This is a genomic window from Xanthomonas prunicola (assembly GCF_002846205.1).
Classification (GTDB): domain Bacteria; phylum Pseudomonadota; class Gammaproteobacteria; order Xanthomonadales; family Xanthomonadaceae; genus Xanthomonas; species Xanthomonas prunicola.
This window is the reverse complement of record NZ_PHKV01000003.1, coordinates 462,519-480,961: the sequence shown is the minus strand read 5'-3', so window position 1 is coordinate 480,961 and position 18,443 is coordinate 462,519. Positions and strand designations below refer to the sequence as shown.

Genomic DNA, 18,443 nt, shown 5'->3' with positions numbered 1-18,443 from the left:
ATCTCTCAGGAGTGTCTCATGACGTCACGCAAACCTTTCCTCGCCCTGGCCGTGCTGGCCGCGCTGTCCACCGGCGCCGCGTTCGCCGCCACCGTGCCGGCTTCCGGCGATGCGCCGCGTCCTGCCAAGCTCGACAAGAACGGCGATGGCGTGATCGACCGCAGCGAAGCGGCTGCCGATCCGGCCCTGGCCGCGCAGTTCGACACGCTGGACACCAACAAGGACGGCAAACTGTCGCGCGAGGAGCGACCGCATCATCGTCGTGGCGGGCGTGGCGAATGGATGGCCAAGCTCGATGCCAACAAGGACGGCCGCATCAGCCGCGAAGAAGCCAAGGCTGACCCGAAGTTCGCCGCGCGTTTCGACCAGATGGATCTCAACAAGGATGGCTTCATTGACCGTGCCGACCGCGAGCTGCGCATGCAGCAGCATCGCGATGCATGGTTCGTCAAGGCCGACACCGACAAGGACGGCAAGCTGAGCAAGGCCGAGTTCGATGCTGCGTCCAAGTGGCGTGGCGGGCACGGAGCGGGCGGGATGGAGGGGCGCGGCGACCATGGCAAGCCGGCGCCAGCCACCGCACCTGCGACCAAACGCTAAGGACCCGCTCATCGCGGCGCTCGTGGTTCACCGGCGAGCGCCGTTCGGGTGATCAGTGAGTTCACCCAGCTGTCTGCAGTAGGTAACAAGGCGCCGATCGACCGCGCCCTCTCGCCTGGCGGGAGGGCGCTTGCGTTTGGGCCGGGCGCTGGGCGCTGGGCGCTGGTGCAACGCTCAGTCGTGCTTCCAGGACGTGGGCACCGGATTGGAGACGGTGTTTTTCTCCAGCGTGTAGGTTCCGTTCTGCTGTGCGATCGCTTCGCCGGTGTCGACGATGGCGTTCTGGATAAAGACATTCTGCTTGTCGCCGCGCACGAAGGTCAGCTGATGGAACGCGGTCTTGTTGCCCCAGTCTTCCGAGGGCAGGGAGATGAAGCGGATCGTGTAGGTCTGGTCGTCGAACCCTCCCTGCATGACATAGACGCCGTAATGGTTTTCCCCTTGGGAAATGATCTTGTACGTGCCGTTGCTGAAATAATAGATTTCTGCATCGGGGAACGGTTTCTTGTCGTACATCTTGTTGTAGTGAAGCACCTGCTTGAAGGTCGGTGCTCCGAAACTCACCGACAGGGTCCTGCCATCGGGAGATGTAGTCAGTCCGTCTGCATGCGCGCTCATGCTGGCCATCATCAGCAGACTGGTGAAGAGACTTGCCTTCACTTGATTACTCCGGGGTCTTGTTGAATTCTTCCTGCTTATAGCAGTGTGGCCGCTACCCGATGGCTGCTGAAGTCGGATACCAACGCATCACTTCGGATCGTGCGACGTTGCTGCCCGCAGCGTTCACCATTGCGTGCGTGCAGGCAGGCCGCGTCGGAGCGTGCCCCAGTACGCGCGGTCGATGACCATGTCGCCACGCCTGCGTACGCAGCGGGTGCTGCCGTCAGCGCGGGTGGATCCGCAGTCGCATGCGCTCGTCTCGGAAGCTGGCAACTGCCGGTGCAGCGGTGAGGTCACCCCGGATCAAAACATCCCCAAGCGCAGGTAGTGCTGCACGATCGGCACAATGACAGCCGCCGTGCTCACCACCATCGCGCCCGGACTGAACATGCAGCGGTACAGCAGCGGTGCCCGGGTGGCGCCGCGTCTGCGCGCATCGCGTTCGAGCATGGGGCGCATGACGCGTGGCAGGATGCGCAGGGATTGATAGTTGAGCACCGCCATGCCCGCGCACAGCGTCAGAACCGATGCCCACGCGCCCGCCTGCAGGTGTTTCAGCAGCAGCGTGCTGCCGCACACCAGCACCGAGGTCAGCGTGGTGATGTGCATGAAACGACGGATCGCCGCTGCCTCGCTGGCTGTCTGTGCGAAGCGCAGCAGATACCAGTACGACCAGTACGTGCCGATCCCGGCAACCAGCACCGCGCACGCAGCGAACAGTGCCGGCATGCCGAGCCAGATGCTGAGCGCACCAGCAGCGCCGCCCCCGCCAAGCGCCGAGCCGGTCAACCCGCTCGCGCCCAACTTGCCCGCGCTGCCCATCCCCGTCAGCACAATCGCCGCGCTTGCCTTTCCCGGCGCGCCCAACAGGGTGGCCGAGCTCACTGCGCTTGCGAACGCCACGCTGGGGGCGCTGCCACGCGCGAAGTCGCCGAACCGGCGCAGCAGCTCGCTGCGTACGCTGGCACGTGCGCGCGACAGGCGCTTGCGCACCGCTGCATCGCTGAGTCCAAGGAGCGAGGCAACCTGTTGCGAGCTCTGGCCTTCGCGGTAATACAGCAGCAGCGTTTCGCGGCTTTCTTCAGGCAATGCAGAAATGATGTCGAGCGCGGCGATCTCTTCTTCCACCTGCAACAGTTGGTCAGCGGGCGAGGGTGCCGGGTCGGCGGCCATCGCGATGGCCAACTCGGCCGCCTCGCCGTTGAGCGCGCGATGGCGGTTGGCGCGTAGCCAGTCGCGCGCCAGGTTGCGGGTGATCTGCCGAAGCCAGGGCAGAAAGCTTGCCGGCTGATGCAGCTGCGCCAGCCGCTGCCAGGCACGCAGGAAGGCCTCCTGGGCAATGTCTTCGCTGGCCGCGAGGTCGCGGGTGATCGCCAGGGCGATCGCGGTCACCGTGTTCTGGCAGGCAAGCACGATGCGCCCATAGGCCTGCTGGCAGCCAGCCGCGGCATTGGGCAATTCGCGTTGCAACATCAGATCCAGCGTGTCGGCGTTCATCGGTGCAATCGGTGTCCTGTCGCCAGCATGACGCCTGCTGGCAATGGATGTGACCGCGATGATGAGGATGGTACCCGTCGCGCCACCGGCTGGCCGCGCGGGCGCGCAGTGCTCAGTGCGCCGGCTGGATCCGCACGCGCATTTCCTCGTCGTCTGCTGCCGGTTGGGCGGCATCTTGGGTTGGCGCCTGCTGCGATGCCGGTTGTGCCGCTGGTGCTGGTGCGCTGCGATGGCGCATCACCACCACCATGGCGATGGCGCCGATGACCAGCAGTAGCACCAGGCGGATGCGCCAGGCCCAGCTACGCGCGCTGGAGCTGGAGCCGTTCTCGCCTTCGCGGAAGGTGTATTCCACATTCGGCAGGTCGCGGCGGGTGGTGTCCAGCAGGCGGGCGTCACGCAGCAGTTCGCGCGCACGTGGCTGGTCATTGGCATGCACGATCCAGACGGTGGGCTGCGCCTGGGCATTGCTCTGTTCCAGGTAGCTGAACTGGCCGCCGCGCTTGCTCTGGTAAGAGCGGCCATTGCTGAGGCGGATCTCGATGCCCGCATCGCGCAAGAGATTGGCCACGCCTTCGGCGGTTTCGATACGTTGACTGCTGAAGATCTTGCGCATGGTGGAAAACGCCGTTGGGTCCGGAACAGATGGCGCCGCTGCGGCGCCGGTTCAAGATGGAACATCAGGATGCGGGTGGTGCAGTCAGGTGACCGCGTACCCAGGGCGGGCAAGGATGCCAGCTTGCGGCGCCTGTGGCGCGCTGGGAGAGTGCTAGGCTGCCTTCCGCACGGCCCGCGTGCAAACTGGCAATCAAACAGCGCGCGGCTCTGTCGCGCGTGGAGGCCTACTCCTTGGCCGGTACGGCAATCGTACTGCCGTCGGGCACTACCCGGATCAATCCTTCCTGCGTGGTGCTGGCCACCAGCACGCCGTCGCGGGTGAAGAACTGCCCGCGCGCCAGGCCGCGCGCGCCTTGCGCGGTGGGGCTATCGAGTGAGTACAACAGCCAGTCGTCGGTGCGGAAGGGGCGGTGGAACCACAGCGCGTGATCGAGCGAGGCCATCTGCACGTTCGGCGTGTAATAGCTGATGCCGTGCGGGAATGTTGATGTGCCCAGCAACTGGAAATCGGAGGCATACGCGAGCAGCGCTCGATGCAGGCCCACATCGTCGCCGATGGGATTGCTCAAGCGCAGCCACATCTGCTGGAACGGCGGGCGCTTGGGCGGTTTGAGTTCGTCGCGCGGGAACACATGGCGAAACTCGAACGGGCCGCCGCGCGACAGCCAGCGCTGCACCTTGGCCGGCAGCTTGCTCAACACCTCCGGTGCCAGCGGGGCGGACGGTTCGATGTCTTCCGGTGGCGGTACGACAGGCATCGCCGACTGATGCTCGGCGCCGTCTTCGTGCTCCTGAAACGAGGCTGCGCAGAAAAAAATCACCTTGCCGTGCTGGATCGCCGTGACCCGGCGTACTGAAAAACTGCCGCCATCGCGGGTGCGGTCGACGTCGTAGACGATGGGGTGGTCGATATTGCCGGCACGCAGGAAATACGCGTGCAGCGAATGCGCCTGACGGCCGTTTTCGACCGTGGCCTGCGCTGCCGATAACGCCTGGCCCAGCACCTGCCCACCGAACACGTATTTGGTGCCGATGTCGCGGCTCTGGCCACGAAACAGGTTGTCCTCCAGACGCTCCAGCGACAGCAGGCTGATCAGTTCGGAGACGACGGGTTCGGCGGTGGCGGACAAGGGGCTGGCCTGGCATGCGACGGATCGCGAGTATACCGGCCCGCCCAATGGGCGCCGCGACGGCGGTGCTCAGGCCTTCTGCAGGCGCGCCACCAAGCCATGCAGCGCGGTCTGCGCATCCGGCGCGTACCAGCCATCGATGAAGCGCTCCAGCTGGATCAACTCGGGGGCCAATGCCGCGCGCAGGTCCGCGCGCGCAATCGTACGCGTGGTCAGCATCGGCTGGCGCGGCAGCTGTTGCAGCTCCTGTAGCCATGCCACCGCACGCGCGGTGACCAGCTCGCCGTCGACCAGCTCGTCCACCAGGCCGATCTTGACTGCTTGTTCGGCCGGTAGCAGTTGCCCGGAGATCAGCAGGCGCTCGGCGCGGTGCGCGCCGACCACGCGACGCAACAGGCGCTGGATGCCTTCCGGCGCGGCCAGGCCCACCTGCACTTCGTTCAGGCCGATCGCATAGGGTTTTGCGGTGTCGGCACTGCGCGCCATCACCCGGTAGTCGCAACACAGCGCCAGCACACATCCACCGGCCGGCGCATGCCCGCCGATCGCCGCCGCCACCGGCACGCGGCTATTGGCCAGCGCCTGCGCGGCGCCAAAGAACGCGGTCCAACTGGCCAGTAGCGCGGCGCGGTCGGTGCCATGCGCCAGCAGATGCGGCACATCCATGCCGCCGGAAAAAATCCGCTCGCTACCCGACAGCACGATGCCATCGACCTCATCGCCCGCCTGCTGCACCGCAACGCTCAACGCCTGGCACAGCGCGCTGTCCAGCGCATTGACCGGCGGACGCGCCAGACGGATTTCGCGAAGACGGCCATGGTCTAAGATCTGGATGCTCATTCGGGGCTCCTGGAGGTCGGGTCATGATAGACGGCAGTCGAAGCGGGCGGGTTAGGCGTGCGGGCGTGGCACTCGCGGCGTTTGCGCTGGTGGCAAGTGCGGGCGTGTCGGCGCAATGCCTGCCCGAATTCAAGAATGGCTGGATCCGCATTCCGCCGCCGGGCGGCATGGGGATGGCAGCGGGTTTCGGGCAGTTTCATAACGGCTGTGCGCAGTCGCTGAAGATCACTGCTGCCAAGAGCAGCGTGTTTGCCGATGTCTCGTTGCACGAAAGCATGCAGACCAATGGTGTCAACCGCATGCGTGCGGTGCCGGAGCTGGCATTGCCGGCCGGCAAGTCGGTGCCGCTGGCGCCGGGCGGCCTGCATCTGATGTTGATGGACGCGACTGCGCCGCTGCAGGAGGGTGCGCAGGTGCCGGTGAGCTTTACCTTGCAGGACGGTCGCGAAATCAAGGCCACGTTGGAAGCACGCAAGCGCGCGCCGGGGTCTTGATGGTTGGCCGACTGTCGCGCAACACCCCAGCGTGCAAACCAACACGGCGGTTCCCGGAAGAGCCGCCGTCAGTTTTTGACCGTGAGGCGCCTCGGCAGCCGGGTCGCTAACACTCAGGTGCTGGCCGCGCGTACCGCATCCGGCAGCGCCGCGCTCTTGCCGGTCTGCGTATCGATCCACACCACCACCACGTTGCCATCGGAGTACAGCTTGCTGTCGTCCTTCTGGTCGAAGATGCGGTGGCCGATGGTCACGCTGCTGGTGCCCAGGCGTTCGACGAACAACTCGACGGTGATGTCATTCGGCCAGATCAACGGCTGCTTGTAGTTGACGTTGGTGGCGGCAACCACCGGCGCGATGCGGTCGGTCATCGCCACGCCTTGCACGCCCAGCATCCAGCGCACGCGCGCTTCTTCCAGATAGGAAATGTACTTGGCGTTGTTGACGTGACCCATGCTGTCCATGTCGCGCCAGCGCACGCTGATCGGGATGCGTGCCAGAACCTTGTGTTCGCTCATCAGCTTGCCTTCTTCTTTGCAGTCTTCTTGGTGGCGGATTTGGCGACCTTGGCCACCTTCTCCGGTTTGACCTTGCGCGGCGGACGTGCATCGGGCTTGTTGGCCATCGCCGCCGGACGCGTCTCGCGCGCCTTCACCGACGGCAGCATCTTGGCCAGGAACTGCCCGGTGTAGGACGCCTTGTGCGCAGCCACATCTTCCGGTGTGCCGGAGACCAGGATGCTGCCGCCGCGATGGCCGCCTTCCGGACCCAGGTCCACGATCCAGTCGGCGGTCTTGATCACGTCCAGATTGTGTTCGATCACCACCACCGTGTTGCCTTCGTCGCGCAGCTTGTGCAGCACGCCGAGCAACGCTTCGATGTCGTGGAAGTGCAGGCCGGTGGTTGGCTCGTCCAGGATGTACAGGGTGCGCCCGGTATCGCGACGCGACAGTTCCTTGGACAGCTTGACGCGCTGCGCTTCACCGCCGGAGAGCGTGGTCGCGCTCTGGCCCAGCTTGATGTAGCTCAATCCCACATCGACCAGCGTTTCCAGCTTGCGTGCGATCGACGGCACCGGCTCGAACAGCCGCAGCGCATCTTCCACGGTCATCTGCAGCACGTCGCTGATATTGAAACCCTTGTAGCGGATCTCCAGCGTTTCGCGGTTATAGCGCTTGCCGTGGCAGACATCGCACGGCACGTAGACGTCGGGCAGGAAGTGCATCTCCACCTTGATCATGCCGTCGCCCTGGCAGGCCTCGCAGCGGCCACCACGCACGTTGAAGCTGAAACGGCCCGGCGAATAACCACGTGCACGCGACTCGGGCACCTGCGCGAACAGCTCGCGCAACGGGGTGAACATGCCGGTGTAGGTCGCCGGGTTGGAGCGCGGTGTACGCCCGATCGGCGACTGGTCGATATCCACGACCTTGTCGAACAGGTCCAGATTTTCGACTTCGCGATGCGGTGCCACCGTATGCGAGGCGCCGTTGATTTCGTTGGCCGCCAGTGTGAACAAGGTATCGTTGATCAGCGTCGACTTGCCCGACCCGGAGACGCCGGTGATGCAGGTCAGCAGGCCGGCCGGAATCTCCAGGTCGACATTCTTCAGGTTGTTGCCGGTCGCCCCGCGCAGATGCAGCATCATCTTCGGGTTGGGCTTGTGGCGCTGCTTGGGAATCTCGATGCGGCGCTTGCCGGACAGGTACTGCCCGGTCAACGAACGTGGCGATTTCAGAATGTCCTGCAGCGTGCCTTGCGCACAGATTTCGCCGCCATGCACGCCGGCACCGGGCCCGATATCCAGCACGTGGTCGGCCAGGCGAATGGCGTCTTCGTCATGTTCGACCACGATGACGGTGTTGCCCAGATCGCGCAGCCGCGTCAGCGTACCCAGCAGGCGTTCGTTGTCGCGCTGATGCAGGCCGATCGACGGCTCGTCCAGCACGTACATCACGCCGACCAGACCGGCGCCGATCTGGCTGGCCAAGCGAATGCGCTGCGCTTCGCCGCCGGACAAGGTGTCGGCCTTGCGTTCCAATGTGAGGTAATCCAGGCCCACATCGACCAAAAAGCCCAGGCGCTCGGCGATTTCCTTGACGATCTTGGCCGCAATCTCGCCGCGCCAACCCGGCAGCGACAATCCGCGGAAGAAATTCAGCGCTTCGTTGACCGGCAACACCACCAGCTCCGGCAGCGGACGATCGGCCACGAACACGTTGCGCGCGGCGCGATTCAGGCGCGTGCCATTGCAGGCTGGGCAGGGCTGCTGGCTGACGTACTTGGTCAACTCTTCGCGCACGGCCGGCGATTCGGTCTCGCGGTAACGGCGTTCCAGATTCGGCAGGATGCCTTCGAAGCGATGCTTGCGCGTGGTGCGCCCGCCCGCGTCGGTGAAGTAGGTGAAGCTGATCACCTCATCGCCACTGCCGAACAGCACCGCCTGGCGCACCTTGGCCGGCAAGGTGTTCCACACCGCGTCCACGTCGAACTTGTAGTGCTTGGCCAGCGAGGCGATCAGCTGGAAATAATAGGCATTGCGTCGATCCCAGCCGCGCACCGCACCGGCCGACAGCGACAGTTCCGGATGCACGACCACGCGGTCCGGGTCGAAGAATTCGGCCACGCCCAGGCCATCGCAACTGGGGCAGGCGCCTACCGGTGCGTTGAACGAAAACAGCCGCGGCTCCAGCTCCGGCAGCGAGTAATCGCAGACCGGGCAGCTGTACTTGGACGAGAACAGGTGCGGGGCTGCGGCCGGGTCGTCCAGCGACTGCACCGCCACCATGCCTTCGCCGAGCTTGAGCGCGGTTTCGAAACTCTCCGCCAGGCGCTGCTTGATGTCTTCGCGCGGGCGGAAGCGGTCGATGACCGCCTCGATGGTGTGTTTCTGGCGCAGTGCCAGCGGCGGCACCGCGTCGATCTCGTATAGCTCGCCATCCACGCGCACGCGCACAAAGCCCTGCGCGCGCAGCTGCTCGAACACCTGCGCATGCTCGCCCTTGCGCTCGCGGATCACCGGCGCCAGCAGCATGTAACGCTGCTCCTGGTCCTGCGTGAGCATGTGGTCGACCATCTGGCTGACGGTCTGCGCTTCCAGCGGGAAGCCGTGGTCCGGGCAGCGCGGCTGACCGACCCGCGCGTACAGCAGGCGCAGGTAATCGTAGATCTCGGTGATCGTGCCGACCGTGGAGCGCGGGTTGTGCGAGGTCGATTTCTGTTCGATCGAAATGGCCGGGGACAGGCCTTCGATGTGGTCCAGGTCCGGCTTTTCCATCACGCTGAGGAACTGGCGCGCATACGCCGACAGCGACTCGACGTAGCGGCGCTGGCCCTCCGCATAGATGGTGTCGAACGCCAACGACGACTTGCCCGAACCGGAAAGGCCGGTGATCACGATCAGTTTGTCGCGAGGCAGGTCGAGGTCGATGTTCTTGAGGTTGTGCGTCCGCGCGCCGCGGATGCGGATGAAATCCATCGCCATGGGGAATCCGATGTCGGGCCGGCGAACCGGCAGTGGTGCGAGCGTGCTCAGCAGGAATGAGTGGCAGTCGATCAGCCTACCCGCCGACCTAGGTGAGGGCAATTGCCCCAAATGCCAGTCTGCCGGGGCCGTTGTGGCGGCCGGATGATGCGTTCCATCAGTCCGATTCGCGTGCGCGGCCGCGAACCTGCTTGCGGGTTGACCCGAAACCCGCTAGGCCAGTACAATCCCGCTCCTGTCTGCCCCATGGGCAAGTCAGGCGACCATAATAACTACAGAGGAACACCTGGTCATGTACGCAGTTCTGGTAACCGGCGGTAAGCAATACCGCGTCGCGCAGGGCGAAACGCTCCGCGTGGAAAAGCTCGACGTCGAAGCAGGCAACGAGATCAAGTTCGACACCGTCCTGATGCTGGGCGATAGCGATGGCATCAAGCTGGGCGATGCGCTGAAGGGCGCCTCGGTCACCGCCAAGGTCGTGGCCCATGGCCGCGCCGACAAGGTGCGCATCATCAAGTTCCGTCGCCGCAAGCACCACATGAAGCGTCAGGGACACCGTCAGCACTACACCGAAATCGAGATCACCGGCATCGCCGGTGGCGACAAGAAGTAAGGAGAACCAGTCATGGCACATAAAAAGGGCGTAGGTTCCTCGCGCAACGGTCGCGATTCCAACCCGAAGTACCTCGGCGTGAAGATCTTCGGTGGCCAGGCCATCGACGCCGGCAACATCATCGTGCGTCAGCGCGGCACCCAGTTCCATCCGGGCGCCGGCGTCGGCCTGGGTCGCGACCACACGCTGTTTGCGTTGGTCGACGGCAAGGTGGAGTTCTCCACCAAGGGTCCGAAGAAGCGTCGCACCGTCAGCGTGGTCGCCGAGGCGTAATCGCCCGCTCCATGCAGGCCAGTTCGCAGCCGCGCCCAGCGCGGTTGCCAACGATACGGAGAGCCCCGCTTCGGCGGGGTTTTTCGTTTGACGGCGGGGAATTGTGAATCGGGAGTCGGGAATCGGAAAAGCCGGCTGTGTGCCCATCGCGTTTTCTGCTGTCGTGCTGGTGATGTTCTCGCCATCGCTCATGGGCTGCTCGTGCTTGCCCATTCCTTATTCCTTATTCCCCATTCCCCATTCCCGGTTTGTAAGCTCATGAAGTTAGTCGACGAAGCAGAAATCCTGGTGACCGCCGGTAATGGCGGCAATGGCTGTGTCGGCTTTCGCCGCGAGAAGTTCATTCCGCTGGGCGGTCCCGACGGTGGCGATGGCGGTGCCGGCGGCAGCGTCTGGATCGTGGCCGACGAGAACGTCAATACCCTGGTCGACTTCCGCCATGAGCGCACCTTCAAGGCGCAGCGCGGCGAGAACGGCATGGGTCGCCAGGCCTATGGCAAGGGTGGCGAAGACCGCGTCATCGTGGTGCCGGTCGGCACCGTGGTGATGAACGTGCAGACCGATGAAGTGATCGGCGACCTCACCCAGCACGGTGACCGCTTGCTGGTGGCCAAGGGTGGCAAGGGTGGCCTGGGCAACATGCATTTCAAGAGCTCGGTCAACCGCGCGCCGCGCCAGTCCACCACCGGCGAAGAAGGCGAAGAGCGTCTGCTCAAGCTCGAGCTCAAGCTGCTGGCCGACGTCGGCCTGCTGGGTTTCCCAAACGCCGGCAAGAGCACCCTGATCCGTGCGGTGTCCTCGGCAACGCCGAAGGTGGCCGACTATCCGTTCACCACGCTGTATCCGAATCTGGGCGTGGTCAGTGTCGAGGCCTACCGCAGCTTCGTCATCGCCGACGTGCCGGGCCTGATCGAAGGCGCTGCCGACGGCGCCGGTCTGGGCACCCAGTTCCTGCGCCATCTGCAGCGCACCCGCCTGCTGCTGCATCTGGTGGATATTTCGCCTGCTCTGGGCGTGTATGGCGAGGGTGGTGTGGATGGCGTGTCGCCGGCCGATCAGGTGCGCACCATCGAGCGCGAGCTTGAGCGGCATGATCCCGAATTGCTGAAGAAGCCGCGCTGGCTGGTGCTCAACAAGGCCGACCTGATGTTCGAAGACGAAGCGCGTGCTGCTGCCGAAACCATTGTGGCCGAGCTGGGCTGGACGGCACCGTGGTACCTGGTATCCGCCCTCGGGCGTGATGGCACGTTCCCGATCATGAAAGACGTCATGGCGTTCTTCGACCGCCAGCGCGAAGACGAACTCGAGGCGTGCAATGCGGGCTGAGTGCAGGCGCAGGCACACAAAAAACCCGGCCAAGGCCGGGTTTTTCTATGTTGCCGGGAGCCAGGCTTCCGGCAATGCGCCATCTGATCGCTTACGCGGCCTTGATGGCCTTGATGCGAGCGGTCAGGCGGCTCTTGTGACGCGCAGCCTTGTTCTTGTGAATCAGGCCACGGGCGCTGAAACGGTCGAGGATGGGCTGGGCAACGGCGAAAGCAGCTTCGGCGCCTGCAGCATCGTTGGCGTCAAGGGCCTTGATCACCTTCTTGACGGCGGTGCGCAGCATCGAACGCTGACCGGTGTTGCGCTCATTGCGCACAATGGTCTGCTTGGCGCGCTTCTTGGCGGACTTGATATTGGCCACGGTGGTGGGTTCCTGAAAAATCGGTATGGTGGAAAAAGCAAGCGCGAAAGTATGATGGACCCAGATATGTACGTCAAGTCAGTTGTCAAGAGGGATGCAGCGTGAGCAAGCCCGGCATGTTGAGAGGCCTGCTCTCATTCAGCAGTATGACCATGATCTCGCGGGTGCTCGGCCTGATCCGCGACCAGGCGATTTCCACTACTTTCGGCGCCAATGCGGTGACCGACGCGTTCTGGGTGGCGTTCCGCATTCCCAATTTCCTGCGCCGGTTGTTCGCCGAAGGCTCATTCGCCACCGCGTTCGTGCCGGTGTTCACCGAGGTCAAGGAAACCCGCCCGCACGCCGATTTGCGCGAACTGATGGCGCGCGTGTCCGGGACCTTGGGCGGGATGTTGCTGCTGATCACTGCGCTGGGGTTGATCTTCACCCCGCAGCTGGCCGCGGTGTTTTCCGATGGCGCGGCAACCGATCCGGAAAAATACGGATTGTTGGTCGATCTGCTGCGGCTGACCTTTCCGTTTCTGCTGTTCGTTTCGTTGACGGCGCTGGCCGGCGGCGCGCTCAACAGCTTCCAGCGCTTCGCCATTCCGGCGCTGACGCCGGTGATCCTCAACCTGTGCATGATCGCCGGCGCGCTGTGGCTGGCGCCGCGGCTGGAGGTGCCGATCCTGGCGCTGGGCTGGGCGGTCCTGGTGGCCGGTGCGCTGCAGTTGCTGTTCCAGCTGCCAGCGCTGAAAGGTATCGACCTGCTGACGCTGCCGCGCTGGGGCTGGAATCACCCGGATGTGCGCAAGGTGCTGACCCTGATGATTCCGACCCTGTTCGGTTCGTCGATCGCGCAGATCAACCTGATGCTGGACACGGTGATCGCCGCACGGCTGGCCGACGGCTCGCAGTCGTGGCTGTCGCTGGCCGATCGCTTTCTGGAATTGCCGCTGGGTGTGTTCGGCGTGGCGTTGGGTACGGTGATCCTGCCTGCGCTGGCCCGCCATCACGTCAAAACCGACCGCGCCGCGTTCTCCGGCGCGCTGGATTGGGGCTTCCGCACCACCTTGCTGATTGCGATGCCGGCCATGCTGGGCTTGCTGCTGCTGGCCGAGCCGTTGGTGGCGACGTTGTTCCAGTACCGCCAGTTCACTGCATTCGACACCCGCATGACCGCGATGTCGGTCTACGGGTTGAGCTTTGGCCTGCCGGCCTACGCCATGCTGAAGGTGCTGCTGCCGGCCTTCTACGCGCGCCAGGACACCCGTACCCCGGTGCGTGCCGGGGTCGCGGCGCTGATCGCCAACATGGTGTTCAACTTCGCGCTGCTGGCGGTGGTCTACCAGATCATGGTGCCGCCCGAGCTCAGGGCGCAGGGCGTGATGCAGGCGCTGGGCAAGCAGCCGGGCCTGCATCTGGCGCTGGGTATCGCCAGTGCACTGTCGAGTTATCTCAATCTGGGATTGCTGTGGTACTGGCTGGGCAAGTCCGGCGTGTACCAGCGCCGGCCGGGTTGGGCTGGCTATGCGCTGCGCCTGCTGCTGGCATGTGCGGCGATGGTGGCGGTGCTGTTGAGCCTGCTGTGGTGGCTGCCGTCGTTTACGCAGATGGACAAGTGGAGCCGCATTGGCTGGCTGGCGGTGCTGGTGGGCAGTGGCGGGGCGACCTATCTGGTCGCGCAGCTGGCGCTGGGGCTGCGGCCGCGGCATCTGCGCGAAGGCTAGGGTGACTGCCGAACATGCGTGGGCGTGCTGCACGGTCGCCTGCGTTGGGTAGCGTTTCGTGCAGCCAATCGCAGGGTGGTTAGTTGGGCGCTGCCGCGCCCAAGTGCGCGCCCATGCGGCTTGACTGGCACGGCTATACTTACAGGTTACGCATCAACGAGGGTCGGCCGGCTGGCCGGCATCTGTTTGGATCGAGGAATGAGCACGCTGTTTAGAGACGTCGATGGCGGGACGCTGTTCCCGCGCGGAAGCGTGGTCTGCATCGGCGCTTTTGATGGCCTGCACCTGGGGCATCGGACGCTGGTGCAACACGCCGTGGCGCGCGCGCGCGCACTCGGCGTGCCAGCAGTGGCGGTGAGCTTCGAGCCGCTGCCGCGCGAGTTCTTTGCGCCCGCCGCGCCGCCGCCGCGTCTGACCCTGGCACGCGCCAAGATCGAAGGCTTGTACGGGTTCGGCGCCGACAGCGTGGGCATGATCCGTTTCGACGGCCGCCTGTCGAAGATGAGCGCGGAAGATTTCGTACGCCTGGCGCTGGTCGGCCGGCTATGTGCGCGCGAAGTCTGGATTGGCCCGGAGTTCCGCTTCGGTCATCGGCGCGGTGGCGACATCGGCCTGCTGCGTACGCTCGGCCAACAGCATGGCTTTGTGGCCGGCGAGATCGCTCCCGTGCATCTGCACGGTGAGCGGATTTCGGCAACGCGCATTCGCGAACTGCTGGGTGACGGCGAATTCGCCCACGCCGGCGACTTGCTTGGCCGCCCGTACGCCATCGGTGGCCGGGTAGTGCGCGGCAAACAGCTCGGTCGCACCTTGGGGTATCCCACTGCCAACTTGCGCTTTCCGCGTACGCCGGCGCTGTCGGGAATCTATGCGACCTGGGTGCATGGCGTGGCCGAGACGCCATGGCCGTCGGTCTCGAGTTTTGGCACCCGTCCAACGGTGGCCGGTGTGGAGCCGCTGCTGGAAGCGCACCTGTTCGATTTCCAGGGCGATCTGTATGGCCGGCACATCGACGTCGAATTCGTCGCCAAGCTACGCGACGAAGAAAAGTTCGATGGCCTGGAGGCGCTGACCGTGCAGATGCATCGCGATGCCGAACAGGCGCGTGCGGTGTTGGCGGCGCCTGTGAGTTCTCCGCAACACCCCTTAGCGACTGCGCGTTCCTCGCAAGAGCCCGAAGATCATGCGAGTCCCTCGCAAGAGCCCGCACATCCATATGCGGACTTCTCTAGAAATCCAGCGCAACGGTAGATTCCTGTGACCCAAGACTACAAAGCCACTCTTCATCTGCCTGCGACGGAATTTCCGATGCGTGGCGACCTGCCCAAGCGCGAGCCGGCGATGCTGGACCGTTGGGAGCGCGAGGGCTTTTACGCGCAACTGCGTGCCAATGCCGCCGGACGGCCGCTGTTCGTGCTGCACGACGGCCCGCCGTATGCCAATGGCCAGATCCACCTGGGCCATGCGGTCAACAAGATCCTCAAGGACATCATCGTCAAGTCGAAGTACCTGGCTGGCTTCGATGCGCCCTACATCCCGGGCTGGGACTGCCACGGCCTGCCGATCGAGATCGCGATCGAAAAGAAATACGGCAAGGTCGGCGTCAAGCTCGACGCAGCCGAGTTCCGCCAGAAGTGCCGCGAATACGCGACCGAGCAGATCGATCTGCAGCGGCGCGATTTCAAGCGCCTGGGCGTGATCGGCGATTGGGACAACCCGTACAGGACGCTGGATTTCCGCTTCGAAGCCAACGAGATCCGCGCGCTGGCCAAGGTGGTTGATAACGGCCACCTGACCCGCGGCGTCAAGCCGGTGCATTGGTGCTTCGATTGCGGCTCGGCATTGGCCGAAGCCGAGATCGAATACGCCGACAAGGTGTCGCCGACGGTGGATATCGCCTATCCGGCGCGTGATCCGGCCGCCGTCGCTGCCGCATTCGGCGCGACGCTACCGGGTGGCGTGGGTGTGGCGGTGCCGATCTGGACCACCACGCCGTGGACGCTGCCGGCCTCGCTGGCGGTGAGCCTGGGCGCGGAGCTCGACTATGTGCTGGTCGAAGGCCCGGCCGATCGCGGCCAGCCACGCTGGCTGGTGATCGCCGAAGCGCTCGCTGCCAAGGCGCTGGCCCGTTACGGCGTGGACGCAGTCGCGGTCCATGGTCACGCCAAGGGCGCCGCGCTGGAGCAGATGCGGCTGAACCACCCGTTCTATGCCGAACGCGAGATCCCGCTGCTGCTGGGCGATCACGTGTCGGCCGAGGACGGTACCGGCGCGGTGCATACCGCACCGGGTCACGGCCAGGAGGACTACCAGGTCTCCAAGCAATACGGCCTGCTGGAGCGCTATGGCGCCGCGCAGATCAACCCGGTGGACGGGCGCGGCGTGTATCTGCCGTCGACGCCGCCGCTGGGCGACACCGTGCTGGCCGGGCTGCATATCTGGAAAGCCAACGACGTCATCATCGAAGCGCTGCGCGACACCGGCGTGCTGTTGGCGGCCAGCAAGATGGAGCACAGCTATCCGCATTGCTGGCGACACAAGACGCCGATTGCGTTCCGCGCCACACCGCAGTGGTTCATCTCGATGGAGCAGGCCAACCTGCGCGCCGATGCGCTGAAAGCCATCGAAAACGTGCATTGGTATCCGTCCTGGGGCCAGGCGCGTATCGCCGGCATGGTCGACGGACGCCCGGATTGGACCATCTCGCGTCAGCGCACCTGGGGCGTGCCGATCGCGCTGTTCGTGCACCGCGAAACCGGCGAGCCGCATCCGCGCAGCACCGAGCTGTTGCGCCAGGTGGCCGACCGCGTGGAGCAGGGCGGCGTCGACGTCTGGTACACGCTGGACGCGGCCGAACTGCTGGGCGATGAAGCAGCCGATTACGACAAGATCACCGACATCCTGGATGTGTGGTTCGACTCCGGCGTGACCCATGAAGCAGTGCTTCCGGATCGTGGCCTGCCCAAGCCGGCCGACCTGTATCTGGAAGGCTCCGATCAGCACCGCGGCTGGTTCCAGTCCTCGCTGCTGAGCGGCGTGGCGATGGACAAGGCGGCCCCGTACAAGCAGTGCCTGACCCACGGCTTCACCGTGGACGAGCACGGCCGCAAGATGTCCAAGTCGCTGGGCAATGGCATCGAGCCGCAGGACATCATGAAGACCCTGGGCGCGGACATCCTGCGTCTGTGGATCGCTTCGGCCGATTACAGCAACGAGATGTCGCTGTCGCAGGAGATCCTCAAGCGCAATGCCGATGCCTATCGCCGCCTGCGCAATACCGCGCGCTTTCTGCTCGGCAACCTGCATGGCTTCGATCCGCTGCAACACCTGGTGGCGCTGGACGACATGGTGCTGCTGGACCGCTGGATCGTGCATCGCGCGCACGAGCTGCAGGAAAAGATCGTGGCCGCGTATGCGCGTTACGACTTCGCCGAGATCGTGCAGGCGCTGCTGAATTTCTGCAGCGTGGACCTGGGCTCGCTGTACCTGGACGTCACCAAGGACCGCCTGTACACGATGGCCGAAGATGCGCGCGGCCGCCGTTCGGCGCAGAGCGCGATGTATCACGTGGCCGAGGCGTTCGTGCGCTGGATCGCGCCGGTATTGAGCTTCACCGCCGAGGAACTGTGGGGCTACCTGCCGGGCAAGCATGCCGACAACGTCCTGTTCGCCACCTGGTACGACGGCCTTGCGCCGTTGCCGGCTGACGCCGCGTTGACCAGTGCGGATGTCGACAAGTTGTTGGTCGTGCGCGAGCAGGTAGCCAAGGTGCTGGAGCCGATGCGGGCCAATGGCGCCATCGGCGCGGCGCTGGAAGCGGAGATCACCGTGGCCGCCGACGCGCAGACTGCCGCGCGCTGGCAGCCGCTGGCCGAGGAGCTGCGCTTCCTGTTCATCAGTGGCGATGTCACCGTGACCGCGGCCAGCACCGACGACATCTTCGTCAGCGCGCAGCCCACGACCAAGGCCAAGTGCGTGCGCTGCTGGCATCACCAGGCCAGCGTGGGCAGCGACCCACGTCACCCGGAACTGTGCAGCCGCTGCGTCAGCAATATCGAAGGCCCCGGCGAGCAGCGTCGCTGGTTCTGATGTCTTGATTGCTTCTCCCGCAGGCGGGAGTCCGTTCCACTATCCCTTCTCCCGCAAGCGGGAGAAGGTGGCGCGCAGCGCCGGATGAGGGCCGCGATGGCGCATCCGGCGCTGCTGACCGATTTGCCCGCCGGGCAGCGTCTTCCGAACCCGGCAGACGCAACAGCTAAGGTGATTCCATGACCGCAAGACCCAAACCCTCCGCCCTGATCTGGCTGCTGCTCTCCGCGCTGGTGGTCGGCCTGGACCAGTGGAGCAAGGCCTGGGTGCTGTCCAGCCTGCCCGAGTACACCCCGGTGCCGGTGATCGACGGTTTCTGGAACTGGTACCGCACTTACAACACCGGCGCGGCTTTCAGCTTCTTGAGCGATGCCGGCGGGTGGCAGTTGTGGTTCTTCGCCGCGTTGGCGGTGGGCATCAGCGGCCTGTTGGCGTTCTGGCTCTCGCGCACCGCGCGCGGGCACTGGCGTAGCGCGCTGCCCTACGCGCTGGTGATCGGCGGGGCGATCGGGAATGTGATCGACCGGCTGATGCATGGCCACGTGGTGGATTTCATCCAGTGGTACATCGGCAGCCACACCTGGCCGTCCTTCAACATCGCCGATTCGGCGATCGTGGGCGGCGCGATCGGCATCGCGGTGTTCGGATTGTTCGACAAATCCGGCAAACAGGCGTCGGGAACCGGGAATCTGCGCTGAAGCCTGCCTGCAGGCGCGTACCGCCCGGTCAGATCCCCCATCCTCCATTCC

The 18,443-nt window shown here is 64.9% G+C and carries 17 protein-coding genes; 9 read left to right on the top strand and 8 right to left on the bottom strand.

Annotated features, from left to right (window positions below; all coding sequences use genetic code 11):
* Positions 1–18 precede the first annotated feature (18 nt).
* On the top strand, positions 19–600 hold the full coding sequence (locus tag XpruCFBP8353_RS12115) for an EF-hand domain-containing protein (RefSeq protein ID WP_101363463.1): 582 nt from the start codon (positions 19–21) through the stop codon (positions 598–600).
* A 174-nt stretch (positions 601–774) separates the two neighbouring features.
* Here XpruCFBP8353_RS12115 and XpruCFBP8353_RS12110 read toward each other — a convergent pair whose 3' ends face one another.
* From XpruCFBP8353_RS12110 to XpruCFBP8353_RS12090, 5 genes are all read right to left on the bottom strand, one after another.
* Positions 775–1,260, bottom strand: a complete 486-nt coding sequence (locus XpruCFBP8353_RS12110) for a hypothetical protein (protein WP_207759631.1) — start codon at positions 1,258–1,260, stop codon at positions 775–777.
* 303 nt (positions 1,261–1,563) lie between these two features.
* Positions 1,564–2,757, bottom strand: a complete 1,194-nt coding sequence (locus XpruCFBP8353_RS12105; protein WP_101363462.1) for an RNA polymerase sigma factor — start codon at positions 2,755–2,757, stop codon at positions 1,564–1,566.
* 112 nt (positions 2,758–2,869) lie between these two features.
* On the bottom strand, positions 2,870–3,373 hold the full coding sequence (locus XpruCFBP8353_RS12100) for a putative signal transducing protein (RefSeq protein ID WP_101363461.1): 504 nt from the start codon (positions 3,371–3,373) through the stop codon (positions 2,870–2,872).
* 226 nt (positions 3,374–3,599) lie between these two features.
* Positions 3,600–4,505, bottom strand: coding sequence for an acyl-CoA thioesterase II (gene tesB / locus XpruCFBP8353_RS12095; RefSeq protein ID WP_101363460.1), 906 nt, complete (start codon positions 4,503–4,505; stop codon positions 3,600–3,602).
* Positions 4,506–4,574: 69 nt separating this feature from the next.
* The gene (locus tag XpruCFBP8353_RS12090; protein ID WP_101363459.1) at positions 4,575–5,345 is read right to left on the bottom strand and encodes an enoyl-CoA hydratase/isomerase family protein; all 771 of its coding nucleotides are present in this window, start codon (positions 5,343–5,345) and stop codon (positions 4,575–4,577) included.
* A 65-nt stretch (positions 5,346–5,410) separates the two neighbouring features.
* Between XpruCFBP8353_RS12090 and XpruCFBP8353_RS12085 the strand changes: the two genes are divergently transcribed.
* Positions 5,411–5,839: a copper chaperone PCu(A)C gene (locus XpruCFBP8353_RS12085; protein WP_101363458.1), complete on the top strand. Its 429-nt coding sequence runs from the start codon at positions 5,411–5,413 to the stop codon at positions 5,837–5,839.
* Between the two features lie 113 nt (positions 5,840–5,952).
* On the opposite strand, the gene XpruCFBP8353_RS12080 is transcribed toward XpruCFBP8353_RS12085, so the two are convergent.
* Positions 5,953–6,357, bottom strand: coding sequence for an acyl-CoA thioesterase (locus XpruCFBP8353_RS12080; RefSeq protein WP_243391101.1), 405 nt, complete (start codon positions 6,355–6,357; stop codon positions 5,953–5,955).
* Positions 6,357–9,323 carry an excinuclease ABC subunit UvrA gene (gene uvrA, locus XpruCFBP8353_RS12075; RefSeq protein ID WP_101363456.1) on the bottom strand — a complete coding sequence of 989 codons (2,967 nt, stop codon included), beginning with the start codon at positions 9,321–9,323 and terminating at the stop codon, positions 6,357–6,359. The genes XpruCFBP8353_RS12080 and uvrA overlap by 1 nt, the downstream gene beginning before the upstream one ends.
* A gap of 292 nt (positions 9,324–9,615) precedes the next feature.
* Between uvrA and rplU the strand changes: the two genes are divergently transcribed.
* The 3 genes from rplU (at position 9,616) to obgE (ending at position 11,535) form a co-directional block, all read left to right on the top strand.
* Positions 9,616–9,936 carry a 50S ribosomal protein L21 gene (gene rplU, locus XpruCFBP8353_RS12070; RefSeq protein WP_046342025.1) on the top strand — a complete coding sequence of 107 codons (321 nt, stop codon included), beginning with the start codon at positions 9,616–9,618 and terminating at the stop codon, positions 9,934–9,936.
* Between the two features lie 12 nt (positions 9,937–9,948).
* Positions 9,949–10,209 carry a 50S ribosomal protein L27 gene (gene rpmA / locus XpruCFBP8353_RS12065; RefSeq protein ID WP_003484326.1) on the top strand — a complete coding sequence of 87 codons (261 nt, stop codon included), beginning with the start codon at positions 9,949–9,951 and terminating at the stop codon, positions 10,207–10,209.
* Between the two features lie 258 nt (positions 10,210–10,467).
* The gene (gene obgE, locus XpruCFBP8353_RS12060; RefSeq protein WP_101363455.1) at positions 10,468–11,535 is read left to right on the top strand and encodes a GTPase ObgE; all 1,068 of its coding nucleotides are present in this window, start codon (positions 10,468–10,470) and stop codon (positions 11,533–11,535) included.
* A 91-nt stretch (positions 11,536–11,626) separates the two neighbouring features.
* Here obgE and rpsT read toward each other — a convergent pair whose 3' ends face one another.
* Complete coding sequence (gene rpsT / locus XpruCFBP8353_RS12055; protein WP_003484323.1) at positions 11,627–11,896, bottom strand: 30S ribosomal protein S20; 270 nt, start codon at positions 11,894–11,896, stop codon at positions 11,627–11,629.
* Between the two features lie 116 nt (positions 11,897–12,012).
* Between rpsT and murJ the strand changes: the two genes are divergently transcribed.
* The 4 genes from murJ to lspA all read left to right on the top strand — a co-directional run bounded on the left by murJ (position 12,013) and on the right by lspA (position 18,392).
* On the top strand, positions 12,013–13,605 hold the full coding sequence (gene murJ / locus XpruCFBP8353_RS12050) for a murein biosynthesis integral membrane protein MurJ (protein ID WP_101363454.1): 1,593 nt from the start codon (positions 12,013–12,015) through the stop codon (positions 13,603–13,605).
* A gap of 198 nt (positions 13,606–13,803) precedes the next feature.
* Positions 13,804–14,856, top strand: coding sequence for a bifunctional riboflavin kinase/FAD synthetase (locus tag XpruCFBP8353_RS12045; protein WP_101363453.1), 1,053 nt, complete (start codon positions 13,804–13,806; stop codon positions 14,854–14,856).
* A gap of 6 nt (positions 14,857–14,862) precedes the next feature.
* Positions 14,863–17,694 carry an isoleucine--tRNA ligase gene (gene ileS / locus XpruCFBP8353_RS12040; protein ID WP_101363452.1) on the top strand — a complete coding sequence of 944 codons (2,832 nt, stop codon included), beginning with the start codon at positions 14,863–14,865 and terminating at the stop codon, positions 17,692–17,694.
* Between the two features lie 179 nt (positions 17,695–17,873).
* A complete protein-coding gene (lspA, locus tag XpruCFBP8353_RS12035; protein WP_101363451.1) occupies positions 17,874–18,392 on the top strand; it encodes a signal peptidase II in 519 nt (172 codons plus the stop codon).
* The last annotated feature ends 51 nt before the right edge of the window (positions 18,393–18,443 follow it).